Annotated in this window: 17 protein-coding genes; 6 read left to right on the forward strand and 11 right to left on the reverse strand. The window is 69.7% G+C overall.

Translation table 11 applies throughout. The annotated features are described in order from the left end of the window. From EXU32_RS06900 to EXU32_RS06910, 3 genes are all read right to left on the reverse strand, one after another. Entirely contained in the window at positions 1 to 771 is a 771-nt protein-coding gene (locus tag EXU32_RS06900; RefSeq protein WP_130629232.1) for an ABC transporter ATP-binding protein, read from the reverse strand. Positions 772 to 847: 76 nt separating this feature from the next. Then, positions 848 to 1546 carry a response regulator transcription factor gene (locus tag EXU32_RS06905; RefSeq protein WP_130629233.1) on the reverse strand — a complete coding sequence of 233 codons (699 nt, stop codon included), beginning with the start codon at positions 1544 to 1546 and terminating at the stop codon, positions 848 to 850. Further along, a complete protein-coding gene (locus tag EXU32_RS06910) occupies positions 1543 to 2781 on the reverse strand; it encodes a sensor histidine kinase (protein WP_165399601.1) in 1239 nt (412 codons plus the stop codon). The genes EXU32_RS06905 and EXU32_RS06910 overlap by 4 nt, the downstream gene beginning before the upstream one ends. 120 nt (positions 2782 to 2901) lie before the next feature. Here EXU32_RS06910 and EXU32_RS06915 point away from each other — a divergent pair, with 120 nt between their 5' ends. Further along, positions 2902 to 4383 carry a glutamate--cysteine ligase gene (locus tag EXU32_RS06915; protein WP_130629235.1) on the forward strand — a complete coding sequence of 494 codons (1482 nt, stop codon included), beginning with the start codon at positions 2902 to 2904 and terminating at the stop codon, positions 4381 to 4383. Positions 4384 to 4389: 6 nt separating this feature from the next. Here the strand turns inward: EXU32_RS06915 and EXU32_RS06920 are convergent, their stop codons facing one another. Next, positions 4390 to 4986, reverse strand: coding sequence for a histidine phosphatase family protein (locus tag EXU32_RS06920; protein WP_130629236.1), 597 nt, complete (start codon positions 4984 to 4986; stop codon positions 4390 to 4392). 83 nt (positions 4987 to 5069) lie between these two features. On the opposite strand from EXU32_RS06920, the gene EXU32_RS06925 reads away from it, so the two are divergent. Further along, positions 5070 to 5525: an OsmC family protein gene (locus tag EXU32_RS06925; RefSeq protein WP_130629237.1), complete on the forward strand. Its 456-nt coding sequence runs from the start codon at positions 5070 to 5072 to the stop codon at positions 5523 to 5525. A gap of 6 nt (positions 5526 to 5531) precedes the next feature. Continuing rightward, positions 5532 to 6590, forward strand: coding sequence for an ArsO family NAD(P)H-dependent flavin-containing monooxygenase (locus tag EXU32_RS06930; RefSeq protein WP_130629238.1), 1059 nt, complete (start codon positions 5532 to 5534; stop codon positions 6588 to 6590). Here EXU32_RS06930 and EXU32_RS06935 read toward each other — a convergent pair. Beyond that, a complete protein-coding gene (locus tag EXU32_RS06935) occupies positions 6578 to 7135 on the reverse strand; it encodes a YceI family protein (RefSeq protein WP_130629239.1) in 558 nt (185 codons plus the stop codon). The two genes, EXU32_RS06930 and EXU32_RS06935, sit on opposite strands and share 13 nt — an antisense overlap. 93 nt (positions 7136 to 7228) lie before the next feature. Here EXU32_RS06935 and EXU32_RS06940 point away from each other — a divergent pair, with 93 nt between their 5' ends. Further along, entirely contained in the window at positions 7229 to 7849 is a 621-nt protein-coding gene (locus EXU32_RS06940) for an L-threonylcarbamoyladenylate synthase (protein WP_130629240.1), read from the forward strand. 4 nt (positions 7850 to 7853) lie between these two features. Here the strand turns inward: EXU32_RS06940 and EXU32_RS06945 are convergent, their stop codons facing one another. The 4 genes from EXU32_RS06945 to tdh are packed head-to-tail and all read right to left on the reverse strand — an operon-like array spanning position 7854 to position 11163. After that, positions 7854 to 8507 carry an SRPBCC domain-containing protein gene (locus tag EXU32_RS06945; RefSeq protein ID WP_130629241.1) on the reverse strand — a complete coding sequence of 218 codons (654 nt, stop codon included), beginning with the start codon at positions 8505 to 8507 and terminating at the stop codon, positions 7854 to 7856. Then, on the reverse strand, positions 8507 to 8866 hold the full coding sequence (locus EXU32_RS06950) for an ArsR/SmtB family transcription factor (RefSeq protein WP_130629242.1): 360 nt from the start codon (positions 8864 to 8866) through the stop codon (positions 8507 to 8509). The genes EXU32_RS06945 and EXU32_RS06950 overlap by 1 nt, the downstream gene beginning before the upstream one ends. 59 nt (positions 8867 to 8925) lie before the next feature. Then, a complete protein-coding gene (locus EXU32_RS06955) occupies positions 8926 to 10119 on the reverse strand; it encodes a glycine C-acetyltransferase (protein WP_130629243.1) in 1194 nt (397 codons plus the stop codon). A gap of 3 nt (positions 10120 to 10122) precedes the next feature. Further along, complete coding sequence (gene tdh, locus EXU32_RS06960) at positions 10123 to 11163, reverse strand: L-threonine 3-dehydrogenase (protein WP_130629244.1); 1041 nt, start codon at positions 11161 to 11163, stop codon at positions 10123 to 10125. A 106-nt stretch (positions 11164 to 11269) separates the two neighbouring features. Between tdh and EXU32_RS06965 the strand changes: the two genes are divergently transcribed. Continuing rightward, entirely contained in the window at positions 11270 to 11596 is a 327-nt protein-coding gene (locus tag EXU32_RS06965) for a DUF4190 domain-containing protein (protein WP_130629245.1), read from the forward strand. Positions 11597 to 11602: 6 nt separating this feature from the next. Here the strand turns inward: EXU32_RS06965 and EXU32_RS06970 are convergent, their stop codons facing one another. Next, positions 11603 to 12727 (reverse strand): methyltransferase domain-containing protein, encoded by a 1125-nt coding sequence (locus EXU32_RS06970; protein WP_130629246.1) that lies wholly within the window; start codon positions 12725 to 12727, stop codon positions 11603 to 11605. A gap of 148 nt (positions 12728 to 12875) precedes the next feature. Here EXU32_RS06970 and EXU32_RS06975 point away from each other — a divergent pair, with 148 nt between their 5' ends. Next, positions 12876 to 14207 (forward strand): mechanosensitive ion channel, encoded by a 1332-nt coding sequence (locus EXU32_RS06975; protein WP_130629247.1) that lies wholly within the window; start codon positions 12876 to 12878, stop codon positions 14205 to 14207. 68 nt (positions 14208 to 14275) lie between these two features. Here EXU32_RS06975 and EXU32_RS06980 read toward each other — a convergent pair whose 3' ends face one another. After that, a complete protein-coding gene (locus EXU32_RS06980; protein WP_130629248.1) occupies positions 14276 to 15904 on the reverse strand; it encodes an AMP-binding protein in 1629 nt (542 codons plus the stop codon). Between the last annotated feature and the right edge of the window lie 55 nt (positions 15905 to 15959).

Here is a 15959-nt window from a genome sequence, read left to right on the forward strand (position 1 = left end):
TCAGTCACCCAAACCCTTCATGGCTGCCAGGACGGAGTCCTCGGTCGGGTCGAGCAGCTCGCCGGCCAGCTGTCCATCGGCCAGCAGCAGGATCCGGTCGGCGTAGGACGCCGCCCGCGGGTCGTGGGTCACCATGACGATCGTCTGACCGAGCTCACGGACGCTGGTGCGCAGGAAGGACAGCATCTGCGTGGAGGAGCGGGAGTCCAGCGCACCCGTGGGCTCGTCGGCGAAGAGGACGTCCGGTGCGGTGATCAACGCCCGAGCCATGGCGACTCGTTGTTGCTGGCCACCGGAGAGCTCACTCGGGCGGTGACTCAGCCGGTCGTCGATCCCGAGGATCCCGGTGATGTGGGCAAGGCGCTCGGCATCGACGGAGCGACCGGCGAGGGTGAGGGGCAGCACGATGTTCTGCCGCGCGGTGAGCATCGGCAGCAGGTTGAAGGACTGGAAGACGAAGCCGATGCGCTCGCGTCGCAGGAGTGTCAGCGCCTTGTCGGAGAGCCGGGTCAGGTCGGTGTCGCCGACGAGGACCTGGCCGCTCGTGGGTGTCTCGAGGCCGGCCAGGCAGTGCATGAGGGTCGACTTGCCGGACCCGGACGGGCCCATGATCGCGGTGAAGCGACCGGCCTCGATGCTCACGTCGACCGCATCCAGAGCGGTGACGCCGGCTCCCTTCGCCCCGAATGTCTTGGTCAGGGCGATGGCGCGGGCAGCGATGGTCGGTGGTGGCGTGGTCGGGTGCGGTGCGTGCTGGGTGGTTGTCGTCATGCCCACCACCTTCGCCGCGGAGGGGTGCGCGCACATCGGTCCCCGGTCTGGTCCTGAAGCCTTGCGAGAGAGGCGACTACGACCTGGGTCGTACGTCCACGAGACCGCTCTCGTAGGCCAGCAGCACCATCTGGACCCGGTCACGCAGCTGGGCCTTGGACAGGATGCGTCCGATGTGGGTCTTGACGGTCGCCTCGGCGAGGAAGAGCTCGGCAGCGATCTCCCCGTTGGTCAGGCCCCTGGCCACCGCGGTGAGCACCTCGACCTCGCGAGCGGTGAGGTCGGCCAGGCGGGGGTGCGCGTCGTTGACCGCCCTGGACGGCGCGGACGAAGGCGAGGTCCCCGGGCCATGCGTGAAGTGCTCGATGAGCCGACGGGTCGTGCTCGGGGCGATCACCGAGTCTCCGGCGTGGACCGCCCGGATCGCGGCGAGCAGCTCCTCCGGCCCCGCGTCCTTGAGCATGAACCCGGAGGCGCCGGCCCGCAGTGCCGCGTGCGCGTACTCGTCGAGGTCGAAGGTCGTCAGGACGATGACCCGGGGTGACTCAGGGCGGGCGCACAGCGCCTCGGTCGCAGCCACGCCATCCATGCGCGGCATGCGGATGTCCATCAGTACGACATCAGCCGGTGTCGTGCTCAACAGATCGAGAGCAGCGACGCCGTCGCCCGCCTCGCCGACGACGCTCATGTCGGTCTGCGCGTCGAGCACCATGCGGAAGCCGGCGCGCACGAGGGCCTGGTCGTCGACGAGGACCAGGCGGATGGGCTCACTCATCGGGGCACCTCGTGGTCGAAGGGAAGAGCAGCGGTGACGAGGTAGCCGCCACCGCTGGCCGGGCCGGCCGTCATCGTCCCACCGACGCTGACGGCACGCTCGCGCATCCCGATCAGGCCGTGCCCGTTGCCGTCGTCGCTCGCCGCGGCGCCTCGCCCGTCATCGCGCACCTGTACCTGCAGCCCGCGGGCGACCTCGAGGAGGACCCGCACCCGGGCACCGGGACCGGCGTGCTTGATGACATTGGTCAGCGACTCCTGGACGATCCGGTAGGCCGCCAGGCCGACCTCGCGGGGCACGGTCGCCGGGTCGGGGCTCCCTTCGAGCCGGACGTCGATACCGGTCGCGGCCACCCGCTCCACGAGGTGGGGCAGCTCGGCCAGTCCCTCGGTCGGGGCGTAGTCGAGGCCGGGGTCGCCTCCCTCGCCCTCGGTGCGCAGCACCCCCACCAGCCGACGCGTCTCGGCCAGTGCCTCGCGCGCGGTCGTCCCGATGGTGGTGAGCGCTGCCCGGGCCTGCTCCCGGTCGAAGTCGGGGGAGTGGGTCGCGGAGTACGCGGCGCCATCCGACTGGACGACGACGACGCTGAGGGAGTGCGCGACGATGTCGTGCATCTCGCGGGCGATGCGGGTGCGCTCGTCCTGGGCCGCGAGGCGGGCTCGCTGGTCGCGGTCTCGGCGCAGGGCGTCGTTCTGCTCCTGCAGACGGGAGACCAGCTCCCGGCGCTTGCGGGTGAGGTCGCCCCACAGCCAGCACACGAGCGCCAGCCCGCTGTACATGAGCGCGGAGAAGACCAACGCCGTCAGGGGAGTGTCCTCGTAGCCGTCCCAGTCGATGATGGCGAGTGGGCCCGCCACCGTGGCGGCAACCAGGGCGACCTGCCGCACGCGCCGGTGCCGGGAGTAGGCGGCCACGGCGTACGCGGACATCAGGGCCGAGACGTTCGAGGGCAGGGGATCGCTGGCGACGAGGAGCTGCAGGAGGTGGCCCGCCGCGATGATGCCGAAGGAGATCTCGGGACGAGTTCGGCGCCACGCCAGCGGCAGCAGCTGGACCGTGGTCACCGTGACCATCCAGAAGGCCTCACGGCCGTCCATCGACGACACTGCCGTGACGAAGCCGAAGAGCACCCAGAGCCCGAGCGCCAGGAACGCGTCGACAAGCCCTCGGTGCGCCCGGAACCAGTCCTGCACCCGGGCGAAGGGAGCCGGGGACGAGGGCGCAGGGGCAGGCATCACCCGGCGAGCGTAGGCATGACGAAGGGGGCCGCGCATCCGACCACGGTCTGATCCTCGCCACGGACCCGACCCGTGGGTAGATTCATCGTCACCAGTCGCTCGGCAAGAGGTGGAGTCATGGGCAAGGAAGTCACCGCGCAGAGCTACTCGCGCGAGGAGCGCCAGCGCTATCGCGAGAAGGTCCGGCAGAACCTCGACGTCTTCGAGCGGATGCTCACCGAGCGCGCCTTCGACGACGAGGTGCCGCTCACCGGCATCGAGATCGAGCTCAACCTCGTCGACGAGGACCAGCAGCCCGCCTTCGTCAACGACGAGGTGCTGGAGGCCATCGCCGACCCCGACTACCAGACCGAGCTCGCGCAGTTCAACATCGAGCTCAACGTCGCACCGCGTCCGCTGCCCGGTGACTCCGCGCTCCAGCTCGAGGAGAGCCTGCGCACCTCGCTCAACCGCGCCGAGGGCAAGGCGCAGGAGGCGGGCGCGAGCATCCTGCAGGTCGGGATCCTGCCGACGATCCGGCCCGAGCACTTCCAGGGTGAGTGGATCAGTGCCAACAACCGGTACACCGCCCTCAACGACTCGATCTTCGTCGCCCGCGGCGAGGACATCGTCATCGACATCGAGGGTCCGACGGGGGAGCGGCTGCACACCTTCGCCGACTCGATCGCCCCCGAGTCGGCCTGCACCTCGGTCCAGCTGCACCTCCAGGTCGGACCGGGGCAGTTCGCCGACCACTGGAACGCCGCCCAGGTGATCTCGGCGCCCCAGATCGCGCTCGCCGCCAACTCACCCTTCTTCTTCGGTCGCCGCCTGCACGCCGAGACCCGGATCGCGCTCTTCAGCCAGGCCACGGACACCCGCCCGATCGAGTTGAAGAACCAGGGCGTGCGGCCGCGGGTCTTCTTCGGCGAGCGCTGGATCACCTCGATCTTCGACCTCTTCGAGGAAAACGTGCGCTACTTCCCGGCGCTCCTCGCAGAGGCCACCGAGGAGGACCCCGTCGCGGTGCTCGACGCCGGTGGGACGCCCGAGCTGGGGGAGCTCAACCTGCACAACGGCACGGTCTACCGGTGGAACCGTCCGATCTACGACCCCGGTGACGGCCGTCCCCACGTCCGCGTCGAGAACCGCGTCCTGCCGGCCGGACCGACGATCATCGACACGCTCGCCAATGCCGCCTTCTACTACGGCACGGTGCGCATGCTCGCCAACGAGGACCGACCCATCTGGACCCAGATGTCCTTCCCCGCTGCACAGGCGAACTTCGAGGCGGCGGCCCGCGACGGGATCAACGCCCGCCTCTACTGGCCCGGCCTGGGGGAGCTCGGTGCCGACGAGCTGACCGTGCGGCACCTGCTCCCGATGGCCAGACGCGGACTGGAGGACTGGGGTGTCTCCGACGCCGTCATCACCCGCTACCTCGACGTCATCGAGGGCCGCTGCACCACGGGTGTCAACGGCGCCGTGTGGCAGACGGAGTGCGTGCGTCGACTCGAGGACGGTGGTCTCGACCGGGCAGCGGCGTTGGCGCAGATGACGCGGCTGTACTCCGAGCACATGCACCGCAACGACCCCGTGCACACGTGGCCGCTGCCCTGAGGCGGGTCAGCAGTTCCAGCTGATGATGCACGGGTCCTCGCGATGGTGGCCCAGGACCGCGAGCCGCGACGCGTCCAGCGTCAGCTGGGCGCCAAACCTGGGTTCGGTGCGCAACCACACCGAGCCCAGGATGCGTGAGGTGTGCCCGTGCCCGACAAGGACGACGTCACCCCGGGCCAGATGCGGCTGCACCCGTGCGATGACGCGGGAGGCCCTCGCCGCCACCTCCTCGACGCTCTCGCCGGGTGTCTTCCCGGGGATCACACCGTCGCGGAAGACGTCCCAGTCGGTGCCGGTCTCGGCCCGGATGTCGGCGGTCGATCTGCCTTCGTACCCGCCGTAGTCCCACTCCCGCAGGTCCTCGTCGACCTGTGCTGCGAGACCAGCCAGCTCGGCGGTGACCCTGGCCCGCTCGAGACCAGAGGTCAGGACGAGCACGATGTCGAGGTCCAGCGCGGCGAGCCGGTCTGCGGCCTCGGTCGCCTGGGCCCGGCCACGCTCGGTGAGCGGCAGGTCCGTGGTGCCCGTGTGGCGCCCATCGCGGCTCCACTGAGTCTCACCGTGTCGAAGGAGGATGAGTCGTCCGGCGGGGATGTCAGGCATGAGTTGAGACTAGTGCGGCAGGGTCTGCGAGGATCGGCCCGAGGGTCCGCTGAGGATCCGCACACCCCGACGCGGAGGTAGGCATGACGAGTGACGAGACGACCGGCGGAAGCGGCCCCGGGCACCGCAGCGTGGAGCTGACGCGCCTGGCCCTCGGGCGCTACGAGTTGCACAACGCGCGTGGCGGCACGATCACCATCGGCGACGGCTCGACCGACGACTTCACCCCGGTCGAGCTCCTTCTCGCCGCGCTGGCCGGATGCAGCTCGGTCGACGTGGACCACATCACCTCACGTCGGGCCGAGCCGGACTCCTTCGTCGTCGTCGCCCAGGGGGAAAAGGCGTCGACGCCGCAGGACGGCAACCACATGACCGACCTCGAGCTGACCTTCCGCATCGGCTTCCCCGAGGGCGAAGGGGGCGACGCCGCGCGAGCAGCCTTCCCCCGGTCGGTCGCCCAGTCCCGCGACCGCCTGTGCACGGTCTCGCGGACCGTCCAGATCGGCACCCCGGTCGAGATGTCGGCAGAGGACGCCTGAGCCTGCATGCGCCATGACGTCGACGTCGCGGTCGTCGGGGGTGGTCAGGCGGGGCTCGTGACCGCCTACCACCTGCGCAGGCTCGGCATCGAGCACGTCGTCCTCGACGAGCAGCGGGAGCCGGGAGGGGCCTGGCAGGCCACCTGGCCCTCACTTCGCCTCTTCTCGCCGGCGGCGTACTCCTCCCTCCACGGGCGGCCCATGCCACCTCACCCCGACATCTTCCCGCCCGTCGACCACGTGATCGCCTACCTGCGCGCCTACGAGGAGCACTACGGACTGGCGGTCGAGCGCCCCGTCACCGTCCGCGAGGTGCGCTCGGCGCCCGACGCGCTCACGGTGGTCACCGACCGTGGCGACCTGCGCGCCCGCCATGTCGTCAACACGACCGGCACGTGGTCGGCTCCCTTCGTGCCCCTCGTGGAGGGACAGGCCAGCTTCGCCGGCCGCCAGCTGCACAGCGCCCACTACCGCGGGCCCGCCGACTTCGCCGGGCAGCGGGTCGCCGTGGTGGGTGGCGGCAACTCGGGCGTGCAGATCGTGGCCGACCTCGTGGGGGTCACCGAGCGCGTCTCCCTCGTGTCGGCCCGACGGCTGCGCTTCCTCCCCGACGACGTCGACGGGAGGCACCTCTTCGACCGGGCGACCGCCCGGCAGCGAACGCCCGATCCCCGCGACCTGGAGGCGGAGTTCGTCGGCAACATCGTCGCGTTGCCCCGGGTCCGCGAGGCACGGGCCCAGGGCGCCCTTCGTCTCCGGGCGATGTTCGACCGGATCGTGCCGGAGGGTGCCGTGATCGGCCGCGACCGGCTCGATCTCGACGCGATCCTCTGGTGCACCGGGTTCCGCCCGGCCCTGCGCCACCTGCGCTCGCTGAGGTTGCGCACCTCCGACGGCTACCCGGAGGTCGTCGACAACCGGTCGGTGAAGGACCCGCGGGTCTCCTTCGTCGGGTACGGCGACTGGACGGGTCCGGCGTCGGCGACGCTGATCGGGGTCGGGCGCACCGCCAAAGCCCTTGCGGCAGCCATCGCGGCCGACCGCGGGTCGAGTCAGCCCGCCTGAGCGTCCTTCTTCATCGCCGAGATCTCGAACTCGAGGTCGATCTTCTCGCTGACGAGGACGCCGCCCTTGTCCATCGGCATGTTCCACTCGAGGCCGAAGTCGCGGCGTCGCACCCGGCGTGACCCCTCGAAGCCTGCGCGCAGAACACCGAAGGCATCGACCATGACGCCGGTCATCTCGAGGGGCACGGTGATCGACTGCGTGACGTCGCGGATCGTCAGGTCGCCGGTGACGATGTAGGCACCCTCGTGGATCTCCTCGACATTGGTCCCGACGAAGGTGATCGTCGGAAACCTCTCCACGTCGAAGAAGTCGGCGCTGCGCAGGTGATCGTCACGCTGGCCGTTGCGGGTGTCGACGCTCGCCGTCTGCAGGGTGATCTGGACCGTCGAGGCGGACAGGTCCTCGAGATCAGCGGTGAACTCACCGGCGACGTCGTTGAAGGAACCCCTGACCGTGGTGATCATGGCGTGCTTGGCCGAGAAGCCGAAGCGTGAGTGGCCGGGGTCGATGACCCACGTCCCATCGAGGTCGAGCTCGGTCATGGTGGTTCCCCCGGTGGTCGGTCGATCCCTGGTCGGGTCGATGAAGGTTCAACAGATGTCTCATGCTGTCACGAGCGATCCTATGGTGGGTCCATGGCTACCTTCGTGGAAGTACACCCCGACAATCCTCAGCCGCGCTCCGTGGCCCAGATCGTCGATCGGATCCGGCAGGGCGCGCTCGTCGCCTTCCCCACCGACTCCGGCTATGCGCTGGGCGGTCGGCTGGACGACCAGGAGATCAAGGACCGCATCCGCGACATCCGCCGCCTGGACGACCGGCACCACTACACGCTGCTGTGCGCGGACTTCGCCCAGCTGGGTCAGCTCGTGCACATCGACAACAGCGTCTTCCGGGCGATCAAGGCCGCCACTCCGGGTCCGTACACCTTCATCCTGCCGGCGACCAAGGAGGTGCCCAAGCGCCTGCTGCACGCCAAGAAGAAGACGGTGGGCGTGCGCATCCCCAGCCACCCGCTGTCGATGGCATTGCTCGCCGGTCTCGGTGATCCGATGCTCATCTCGACGCTGCTGCTGCCGGGCGAGGAGCAGACGCCCACCTTCGGGTGGGACGTCAAGGAGGCGCTGGACCACGTGGTGGACATCGTCATCGACGCCGGCGACGTCGGCACCGAGCCGACGACGGTCGTCGACCTGTCCGGCGACGAGGCGGTCATCGCCCGTCGCGGTGCAGGCGACCCCACACCCTTCGAGTGAGTCGTCAGGCGGTGCCGGTGTAGAAGCGGTAGGTCTCGTCAGCAGCTGCCTGCGCGGTCGCCCTGTCGACGCCGGAGGCTTCGTGCGCCCGGCCCCAAGCGTCCGCGGCGGCGCGGTAGAAGGCGTGGCCCTCGTCAGTCGCCGCCCAGGCCTGCGCCTCCTGCGGAGCGAGCGAGCCGTCGACGGCTCCGAGGTGCAAGGACAGCCCGAGCAGCCCTCCGTCCCAGCCGACGCCGGTGGCGCCCGGACCATAGGTCTCCCACATGCCGTCCGGGACATCGCCCACGCGGGCGAGGTGCTCCATCCGCACCCGGGTGCGGTCGCCGTCGGCGGTGAGCGAGACCTCGAGCCAGGAGACGGCGCCCATCATCTCCCAGGTGACGCGGTACCTCGCGGCACCGTCGGAGGGCGGCTCGCACTCGAGCACCTCGCCGCCGGCGTTGCCCTCGAGCTGGTAGCGCCCCCCGGGGCGCAGGTCGCCCGCGATGGGCAGGAACCACCGGGCGATCCGCTCGGAGGTGGTCAGCGCCTCCCAGACATCGTCGACAGGGGAGGGGTAGGTCTGGGTCAGCGACTGCGCGCGAGCGGGCTGCCCGTCCACCTCGGTGAGTCGCAGGGTGCGCGTGACCGCGCCGATCTGGGTCGTCGTGTCCACCATCAGGTCTCCTTCGTCGGGTCGGTCCCGGTGGACCGACGTCGGGCACGTCTGCCTCGGGCGAGCTCGGTGTCGAGAGCGGCCATCCGGGGGAGCCAGAACCGGTCGAAGGCCGAGAGCCACTCGTGTGCCTCCCGGGGGCCGCTCGGGTCCACCGAGTAGAGGCGCCGGGTGCCCTCGGGCCGAACCACCGCGAAGCCGTGCTCGCGCAGCACCCGCAGGTGCCTGCTGACACCGGGCTGGGTGATGCCGAACTCCTGGCGGATGACGTCGGACACCTCGCCAGCGCTCGACTCGCCGTCGGCGAGCAGCTCAAGGATGCGTCGCCGGACGGGGTCGCCGAGGACGTCGAGTGCGTGCATGCGCGACAGTATTTCAGTAACTGGTTATATAACGCAAGAGTGCAGGAGGGCGAAGGGGGTCACTCCCCACCGGTCACCTCGTCCCGGGCCGCGACGAAGGCGGCCACGCAGGCGCGCACGTCCGCCTCGGTGTGTGCGGCGGAGAGCTGGACCCGGATGCGGGCTTGGCCCTGCGGGACGACGGGATAGCTGAAGGCGATGACGTAGACGCCGTGCTCGAGCATCGTGTCGGCGATCTGGGCCGCCTGGCGTGCGCCGTCGTCACCCGGGAACATCACCGGAGTGATCGGGTGGGTGCCGGGCAGCAGGTCGAAGCCGGCCTCGGTCATCAGCTCGCGGAACATCAAGGTGTTGCGCCGCAAGGCCGCTCGCCCGTCGTCCGCAGCACGCGCGATCTCGATCGCCTTGAGCGACCCTGCGGCCACGACCGGCGCGACGGCATTGGAGAAGAGGTAGGGACGGGAGCGCTGCCGCAGCAGGGCGACGACCTCTGCGGGGCCGCTGACGTAGCCGCCACTGGCTCCTCCCAGGGCCTTGCCGAGGGTCCCCGTCACGAGGTCGACCCGGTCCATCACCCCACAGGCCTCGGGGGTGCCCCGCCCGCCGTCGCCGACGAAGCCCACGGCGTGCGAGTCGTCCACGAGCACCATGGCGCCGTACTCCTCGGCGAGGTCGCAGATCTGCTCCAGCGGAGCCAGGTAGCCGTCCATGGAGAAGACGCCGTCGGTGACGACGACGGTGCGGCGGGCTCCCTTCGCCGACTCGAGCTGGGCCCGCAGGTCGTCCATGTCGGCGTTGGCGTAGCGGTACCGGGCCGCCTTGCTCAGACGGATGCCGTCGATGAGCGAGGCGTGGTTGAGCGCGTCGGAGATGATCGCGTCGCCCTCACCGAAGAGCACCTCGAAGACGCCGCCGTTGGCGTCGAAGCAGCTCGAGTAGAGGATCGTCTCCTCCATCTGCAGGAAGTCGGAGATGCTCGCCTCGAGCCGGGTGTGCAGCTCCTGCGTGCCGCAGATGAAGCGCACGCTCGCCATGCCGAAGCCCCACTCCTGCAAGGCCGCCGACGCCGCCGCCAGCACCTCGGGGTGGTCGGCAAGACCGAGGTAGTTGTTGGCGCAGAAGTTGATCGCCTGCGCCTTGGTGGTCGTGATGTGCGCCTGCTGCGGGCTGGTCAGCTCGCGCTCGGCCTTCCACAGGCCCGCGTCGCGGATCTCCTGCAAGGTGGCCGAGAGGTCGTCCTTGATCGTGTACATGCGTCAGCTCCAGTCCATGATGACCTTGCCGCACTCTCCCGAGGCGGCGGTGGCGAAGGCGTCCTGCCATTGCTCAGCGGGGAAGCGGTGGGTGATGACCGACGAGATCGCCTCGCGCAGCACCGGCGAGGTCGAGAGCATCGCGCTCATCGTGTACCAGGTGTCGTACATCTCCCGCCCGTAGATCCCCTTGATGGTGATCATGTGGGTGATCACCTTGCCCCAGTCGACGGGGTAGGCGTCCTTGGGCAGGCCGAGCATCGCGATCCGACCACCGTGGTTGAGGTGGTCGATCATGTCGGCCACGGCCGGTGGCGCACCCGACATCTCGAGCCCGACGTCGAAGCCCTCCTTCATCCCCAGCTCACGCATCGCCTCGCCGAGGTCGGACCGGCCGGCGTTGACGAGCAGGTCGGCGCCGGCTCCCTTGGCCAGCTCCAGGCGGGTGTCCGACAGGTCGGTGACGGCGATGTACCGGGCGCCGACGTGCCGGGCGACGGCCGCGGCCATGACTCCGATCGGTCCAGCGCCGGTGATGACCACGTCCTCGCCCACCAGGGGGAAGGACAGCGTCGTGTGCACGGCATTGCCCAGCGGGTCGAAGACGGCTCCGAGGTCGGGGTCGATGTCGTCACGGTGCACCCACGCGTTGTCGGCGGGGATGACGACGTGGTCGGCGAAGGCGCCGTCGCGGTTGACCCCCACACCGACCGTGTTGATGCACAGGTGGCGGCGCCCGGCGCGGCAGTTGCGGCAGGTCCCGCACACGAGGTGGCCCTCACCGGAGACCCGGTCGCCGACGACGATGCCCGTCACGCCGGCGCCGACCTCGTCGATCTCGCCGTAGAACTCGTGGCCGATGATCTGGGGAGTGCTGGGCACCGCAGCGGCGGCCCACTCGTCCCAGCCGTGCAGGTGCAGGTCGGTGCCGCAGAGGCCGGTTCGTAGCACCCGGATCCTCACCTCGCCGTCGCCGGCGTGGGGCTCGGGGACGTCGACCAGCTCGAGGCCGGGTCCCGGTCGGGGTTTGACCAGTGCGCGCATAGTTCTCCTGTCGGGTCTGCGGGGGTGACCGCGGTCACGACAGTAGCGCGAAGGGGGAGTCCTCCCCGTGGTTCGCCGCGTGGCGCGTCACTACGCTGGCCGCACCATGACGCACCCACCTCAGCTGCCGCCGCCGTCGCCCTTCCCGACCCAGCTCAGCCACGGGGGCGCCACTGCTGCGCTCGTCCTCGGGATCGTGGGCCTGACCCTCGTCCCGGGCCTGGGCATCGTCGCGTGGGTCCTCGGGGCCAAGGCCCTCCAGGAGATCGATGCCAACCCCCTGGCTGGCTACACCAACCGCGAGCACGCCAAGGTCGGCAAGATCCTGGGGATCGTGGGCACGGTCTACTTCATCGGGTTGATCCTGCTCGTCTGCTGCTACTTCGGCGTCATGATCCTGGCGTTCGCCGCCACGTCGTCGTCGACCTACTGAGGCCGGTCAGCCTCGCTCCAGCAGCACGATGACCTCGTGGTGGCGTGTCTGGGGAAACATGTCGAAGAGCCGGGCCCGGGTCACGCGGTATCCGGGGAGCGCATCCAGGTCGCGGGCCAGGCTGGCCGCGTTGCAGCTGGAGTAGACGACGTGGTCCGGCGCGGCCGACTCGATGGCCGCGCACAGGTCCGCCCCGATCCCACGTCGCGGCGGGTTGACGACCACCAGCTCGTGGTCGACCCGGGTGAGCACCCTCGCGTCACCGACCTCGAAGCCCACGTCCACGCCGAGCTCGAGCGCTGAGCGTCGCGCGCTCGCGACGGCCTCGGGGGCGACCTCGACCCCGTCGACCCGTCGGGCCCGACCCGGAGCGAGAGCCGCGTTGAGGGCGAACCCGCCGACGCCGCAGTAGAGGTCGAGCACGCTCTCGGGGTCGATCTCGCTGATCCACGCGCTGGCCTGCCGGTAGAGGCCCGCGGCCACGATCGTGTTGGTCTGGAAGAAGCTGCGTGGGCGCAGGTGGAAGGTGATGTCGTCCACGCGCATCGGCAGTGTCTCGTGCTCGCCCAGCACGATCTCGTCCTCGCCCTCGAGGACCGCCTTGTGCTCCGGCTGGATGTTGGCCGAGACCACCCTCAGCCCGGGGACGGCGGCGCGCAGCTCGTCCAACCCCCTTCGGATCCGCGGCAGCTGGCCGGGGGAGCGCAGGACGAAGCGGACCATGAGCTCCCCGTCGGGGGACCCGGTGACGATCAGGTGCTTCAGCTCGCCCTGTCGCGCCGGGACGTCGTACGGCACGAGCCCCAGATCGGCGACGACCGGCAGCAGCCGTCCGAGCCCCTCGTCGAGCGCCGGCTCGTACAACCCGCACTCGGGGAGGGCGACCCCGCGCTGCTCGGCGTCGAGGATGCCGAAGGTGGGTGCGCCCTTCGTCCCCCCGACCACGAGCTTGGCCTTGTTGCGGAACCCGGCCTCCTCACCGACGAAGGGGGGCGACCACAGCTGGTCCGCGACGTGTCGCCGGAGCACGTCCCCGACCTCGCGGCCGAGGTCGATGACCTGGCTGGCGTAGGGGACGCCCATGAGCGTGCACGAGCGGCATTCGCCGGCGTCGAAGTGGGAGCAGTTCACCGCTCAGCCATGCCATTCGCCTGCGTCCCAGTGCATGGGATCACCCTAACCATCAGGAAACGGCGGTCCGTTCACTGCGCGGCGGGCGCCGAAGATGGTTACGGTCGCAGGGTAAGAAGTACCTCAGAACGTCAACCGGGAGGACATCATGCAAGCGCAGAACTTCCTCAACGACATCGACTGGGCAGGGTTGCTGGGCAAGGCAGTGTCGGCCCTGGCCATCCTCGTCGTCACCTGGCTGGTGGCCATGATCGTCAAGTCGCTGATCGCCAAGCTCTCCACCAAGGTGCCCGCGCTCCAGCGTGCCGGCGCGGACGGGTCCAGCGTCGGCGCGACCCTGGGATCGATCGCGTCACTGATCATCTGGATGCTCGGACTCGTGGCCATCCTCCAGGTCCTGGGTCTCAACCAGGTCCTCGCGCCGATCCAGGGCATGGTCGACGGGGTCCTCGGCTTCCTGCCGAACCTCATCGGCGCAGGCATCGTCTTCTTCGTCGGTGCCCTGCTCGCCAAGGTGGTGCGTCAGCTCGTCCAGACGGCGTTGGCTGCCCTGCCCTTCGACAAGTGGCTCAAGAGCGCCGGGTCCAAGGCCGGGTCCCTGCCCGGTGCACCGGCGACCGCGTCTGCCGGACCGCCCCCGCCGCCCCCCGGCCAGCCCACCGCGCCGCAGGCGCAGCACCAGGGCCAGCCGCAGCCGCCCGCCGGCTACGGTGGCACACCTTCCGGTGGCCAGGGCGCCAGCACGTCGATCCCCAAGACCGTCGCCACGGTCGTCTACGCGCTGATCATGATCGTCGTGACCATCGCGGCCCTGCAGATCCTGGGCATCGAGTCGATCTCCCGGCCGGCGGAGCAGATGCTCCAGTCGATCTTCGACGCGATCCCGCTGATCATCGCGGCTGGCGTGATGCTCGCCCTGGGCATCTTCATCGCCAAGTTCGCCGGCGACATCATCGAGCAGGTCCTCGACGGTGTGGGCGTCGACCGCCAGCTCGCCCAGCTCGACGTCCTGCCTGCTGGCACCAAGGTCGTCCCGGTCATCGCCAAGGTGGCGCAGATCGCGATCGTGCTCTTCTTCGCGGTCATGGCGGCGCAGCTGCTGAACTTCCCGCAGATCACGAGGTTCCTCAGCGAGGTGCTGAGCCTCGGTGGCAAGGTCATCTTCGGCGCAGCGATCATCGCTGCGGGCTTCTTCGTCGCGAACCTGCTGGCGAAGATGCTCTCCGGTGTCGGTGCGACGATCGTCAAGTACGCGACGATCGTGCTCTTCGTCGCGATGGGCCTGAAGTACATGGGCATCGCCGACTCGATCATCGAGCTCGGCTTCGGTGCCCTCGTCGTCGGTGGCGCGGCAGCAGCCGCCCTCGCCTTCGGCCTGGGTGGTCGCGACGCGGCCGCCCGTCAGCTGGACCGCCTCTCGGCCAAGGCCGAGGCGCAGCCCACGCAGGCTCCGCAGCAGGGTGACACCCAGCAGCTCTGACCAGCCGCTGGACCACATGACGAAGGGTGGTACTCCCGTGATCGGGGGTACCACCCTTCGTCATGCGGTCAGTTGTCAAGGAGCTGCTGAGCCTGCTCGCGCATCTCGATCTTGCGCACCTTGCCCGTCACCGTCATCGGGAAGGCGTCGGTGACGTGCACGTAGCGGGGGATCTTGTAGTGCGCGAGCTTGCCGCTCGCGAACTCGCGCACGCCGTCGGCGGTGAGCGTCGCAGCGCCCTCCCGCAGCACCACCCAGGCCATGAGCTCCTCGCCGTACTTGTCGTCCGGTACGCCGATGACCTGGACGTCCGCGATGTCGGGGTGGGTGTACAGGAACTCCTCGACCTCGCGCGGGTAGATGTTTTCCCCACCGCGGATGACGAGGTCCTTGATCCGACCGACGATGTTGACGTACCCGTCCTCGTCCATCGTGGCGAGGTCGCCCGTGTGCATCCAGCGTGCTGCGTCGATCGCCTCCGCGGTCTTGTCCGGCTGCTCCCAGTAGCCGAGCATCACGCTGTAGCCGCGGGTGCACAGCTCGCCGGTCTCGCCACGGGGGAGCGGGACGCCCGAGATCGCGTCGACCACCTTGGACTCGATGTGCGGCATCGAGCGACCGACGGTCTCGGTGCGTCGGGCGAGGTTGTCGTCCGTGCGGGTCATCGTCGACACCGGGGAGGTCTCCGTCATGCCGTAGCTGATGGCGACCTCGGTCATGTTCATCTGCGCCACCACGCGCTTCATCACCTCGACCGGGCAGATGGAGCCGGCCATGATGCCGGTCCGCAGCGTGCTCAGGTCGTGGTCGGCGAAGTCGGGCAGGTCGAGCTCGGCGATGAACATCGTCGGCACGCCGTAGAGCGAGGTGCAGCGCTCCTGGGCGACCGCGCGCAGCGTGGCCTCGGGGTCGAAGGAGGGCGCCGGGATCACCATGCAGGCTCCGTGCGAGGTGGCTGCGAGGTTGCCCATGACCATGCCGAAGCAGTGGTAGAAGGGCACGGGGATGCAGATCCGGTCGGCCTCGGTGTAGTCGATCAGCTCACCGACGAAGTAGCCGTTGTTGAGGATGTTGTGGTGGCTGAGCGTGGCGCCCTTGGGGAACCCGGTCGTGCCGGACGTGTACTGGATGTTGATCGGGTCGTCGGGCGTCAGGGAGGCCCCACGCTCGGCCAGCTGCTCGTCGGTGATGGAGGAGCCACCCGTGGCGAGCTCGTCCCAGGACGCGTCACCGATGTAGACGACCTCGCTCAGGCCGGGCAGCTCCGGGCGCGCCTCGTCGACCATGCCCCGGTAGTCCGACGTCTTGTGCGACAGCGCGCTCACGAGCATGCGCATGCCCGACTGGTTGACGACGTAGGTCAGCTCGTGGGTGCGGTAGGCCGGGTTGACGTTGACGAGGATCGCGCCCATCCGCGCGGTAGCGTACTGCAGGATCGTCCACTCGGCGCAGTTGGGCGCCCAGATGCCGATGCGGTCGCCGGCGGCCACTCCCTTCGCCATCAGCGCCTTGGCCACGGCGTCCACGTCGGCGAGCAGCTCCGTGTAGGTCCACCGGCGTCCGCTCGGGACGTCCACGAGGGCCTCGCGGGCACCGTGGACGGCCACGGTCCGCTCGAGGTTGGCGCCGATCGTGTCGCCGAGCAGGGGCGTGTCGGAGACGCCTGACGTGTACGAAGGGAGCACGGCTGCGGTCATTCGGTTCCTCCTGGGGAGCGACTCGTTGCGTGGACTCCACGATGCCACGCGTGAG

The sequence above is a fragment of the Janibacter limosus genome, from assembly GCF_004295485.1.
Lineage (GTDB): Bacteria > Actinomycetota > Actinomycetes > Actinomycetales > Dermatophilaceae > Janibacter > Janibacter limosus_A.

Bases quoted from the DNA above. Each gene is read 5' to 3' on its own strand.
- EXU32_RS06900 (WP_130629232.1), bottom strand. From the start codon at position 771: ATGACGACAACCACCCAGCACGCACCGCACCCGACCACGCCACCACCG.
- EXU32_RS06905 (WP_130629233.1), bottom strand. From the start codon at position 1,546: ATGAGTGAGCCCATCCGCCTGGTCCTCGTCGACGACCAGGCCCTCGTG.
- EXU32_RS06910 (WP_165399601.1), bottom strand. From the start codon at position 2,781: ATGCCTGCCCCTGCGCCCTCGTCCCCGGCTCCCTTCGCCCGGGTGCAG.
- EXU32_RS06915 (WP_130629235.1), top strand. From the start codon at position 2,902: ATGGGCAAGGAAGTCACCGCGCAGAGCTACTCGCGCGAGGAGCGCCAG.
- EXU32_RS06920 (WP_130629236.1), bottom strand. From the start codon at position 4,986: ATGCCTGACATCCCCGCCGGACGACTCATCCTCCTTCGACACGGTGAG.
- EXU32_RS06925 (WP_130629237.1), top strand. From the start codon at position 5,070: ATGACGAGTGACGAGACGACCGGCGGAAGCGGCCCCGGGCACCGCAGC.
- EXU32_RS06930 (WP_130629238.1), top strand. From the start codon at position 5,532: ATGCGCCATGACGTCGACGTCGCGGTCGTCGGGGGTGGTCAGGCGGGG.
- EXU32_RS06935 (WP_130629239.1), bottom strand. From the start codon at position 7,135: ATGACCGAGCTCGACCTCGATGGGACGTGGGTCATCGACCCCGGCCAC.
- EXU32_RS06940 (WP_130629240.1), top strand. From the start codon at position 7,229: ATGGCTACCTTCGTGGAAGTACACCCCGACAATCCTCAGCCGCGCTCC.
- EXU32_RS06945 (WP_130629241.1), bottom strand. From the start codon at position 8,507: ATGGTGGACACGACGACCCAGATCGGCGCGGTCACGCGCACCCTGCGA.
- EXU32_RS06950 (WP_130629242.1), bottom strand. From the start codon at position 8,866: ATGCACGCACTCGACGTCCTCGGCGACCCCGTCCGGCGACGCATCCTT.
- EXU32_RS06955 (WP_130629243.1), bottom strand. From the start codon at position 10,119: ATGTACACGATCAAGGACGACCTCTCGGCCACCTTGCAGGAGATCCGC.
- tdh (WP_130629244.1), bottom strand. From the start codon at position 11,163: ATGCGCGCACTGGTCAAACCCCGACCGGGACCCGGCCTCGAGCTGGTC.
- EXU32_RS06965 (WP_130629245.1), top strand. From the start codon at position 11,270: ATGACGCACCCACCTCAGCTGCCGCCGCCGTCGCCCTTCCCGACCCAG.
- EXU32_RS06975 (WP_130629247.1), top strand. From the start codon at position 12,876: ATGCAAGCGCAGAACTTCCTCAACGACATCGACTGGGCAGGGTTGCTG.
- EXU32_RS06980 (WP_130629248.1), bottom strand. From the start codon at position 15,904: ATGACCGCAGCCGTGCTCCCTTCGTACACGTCAGGCGTCTCCGACACG.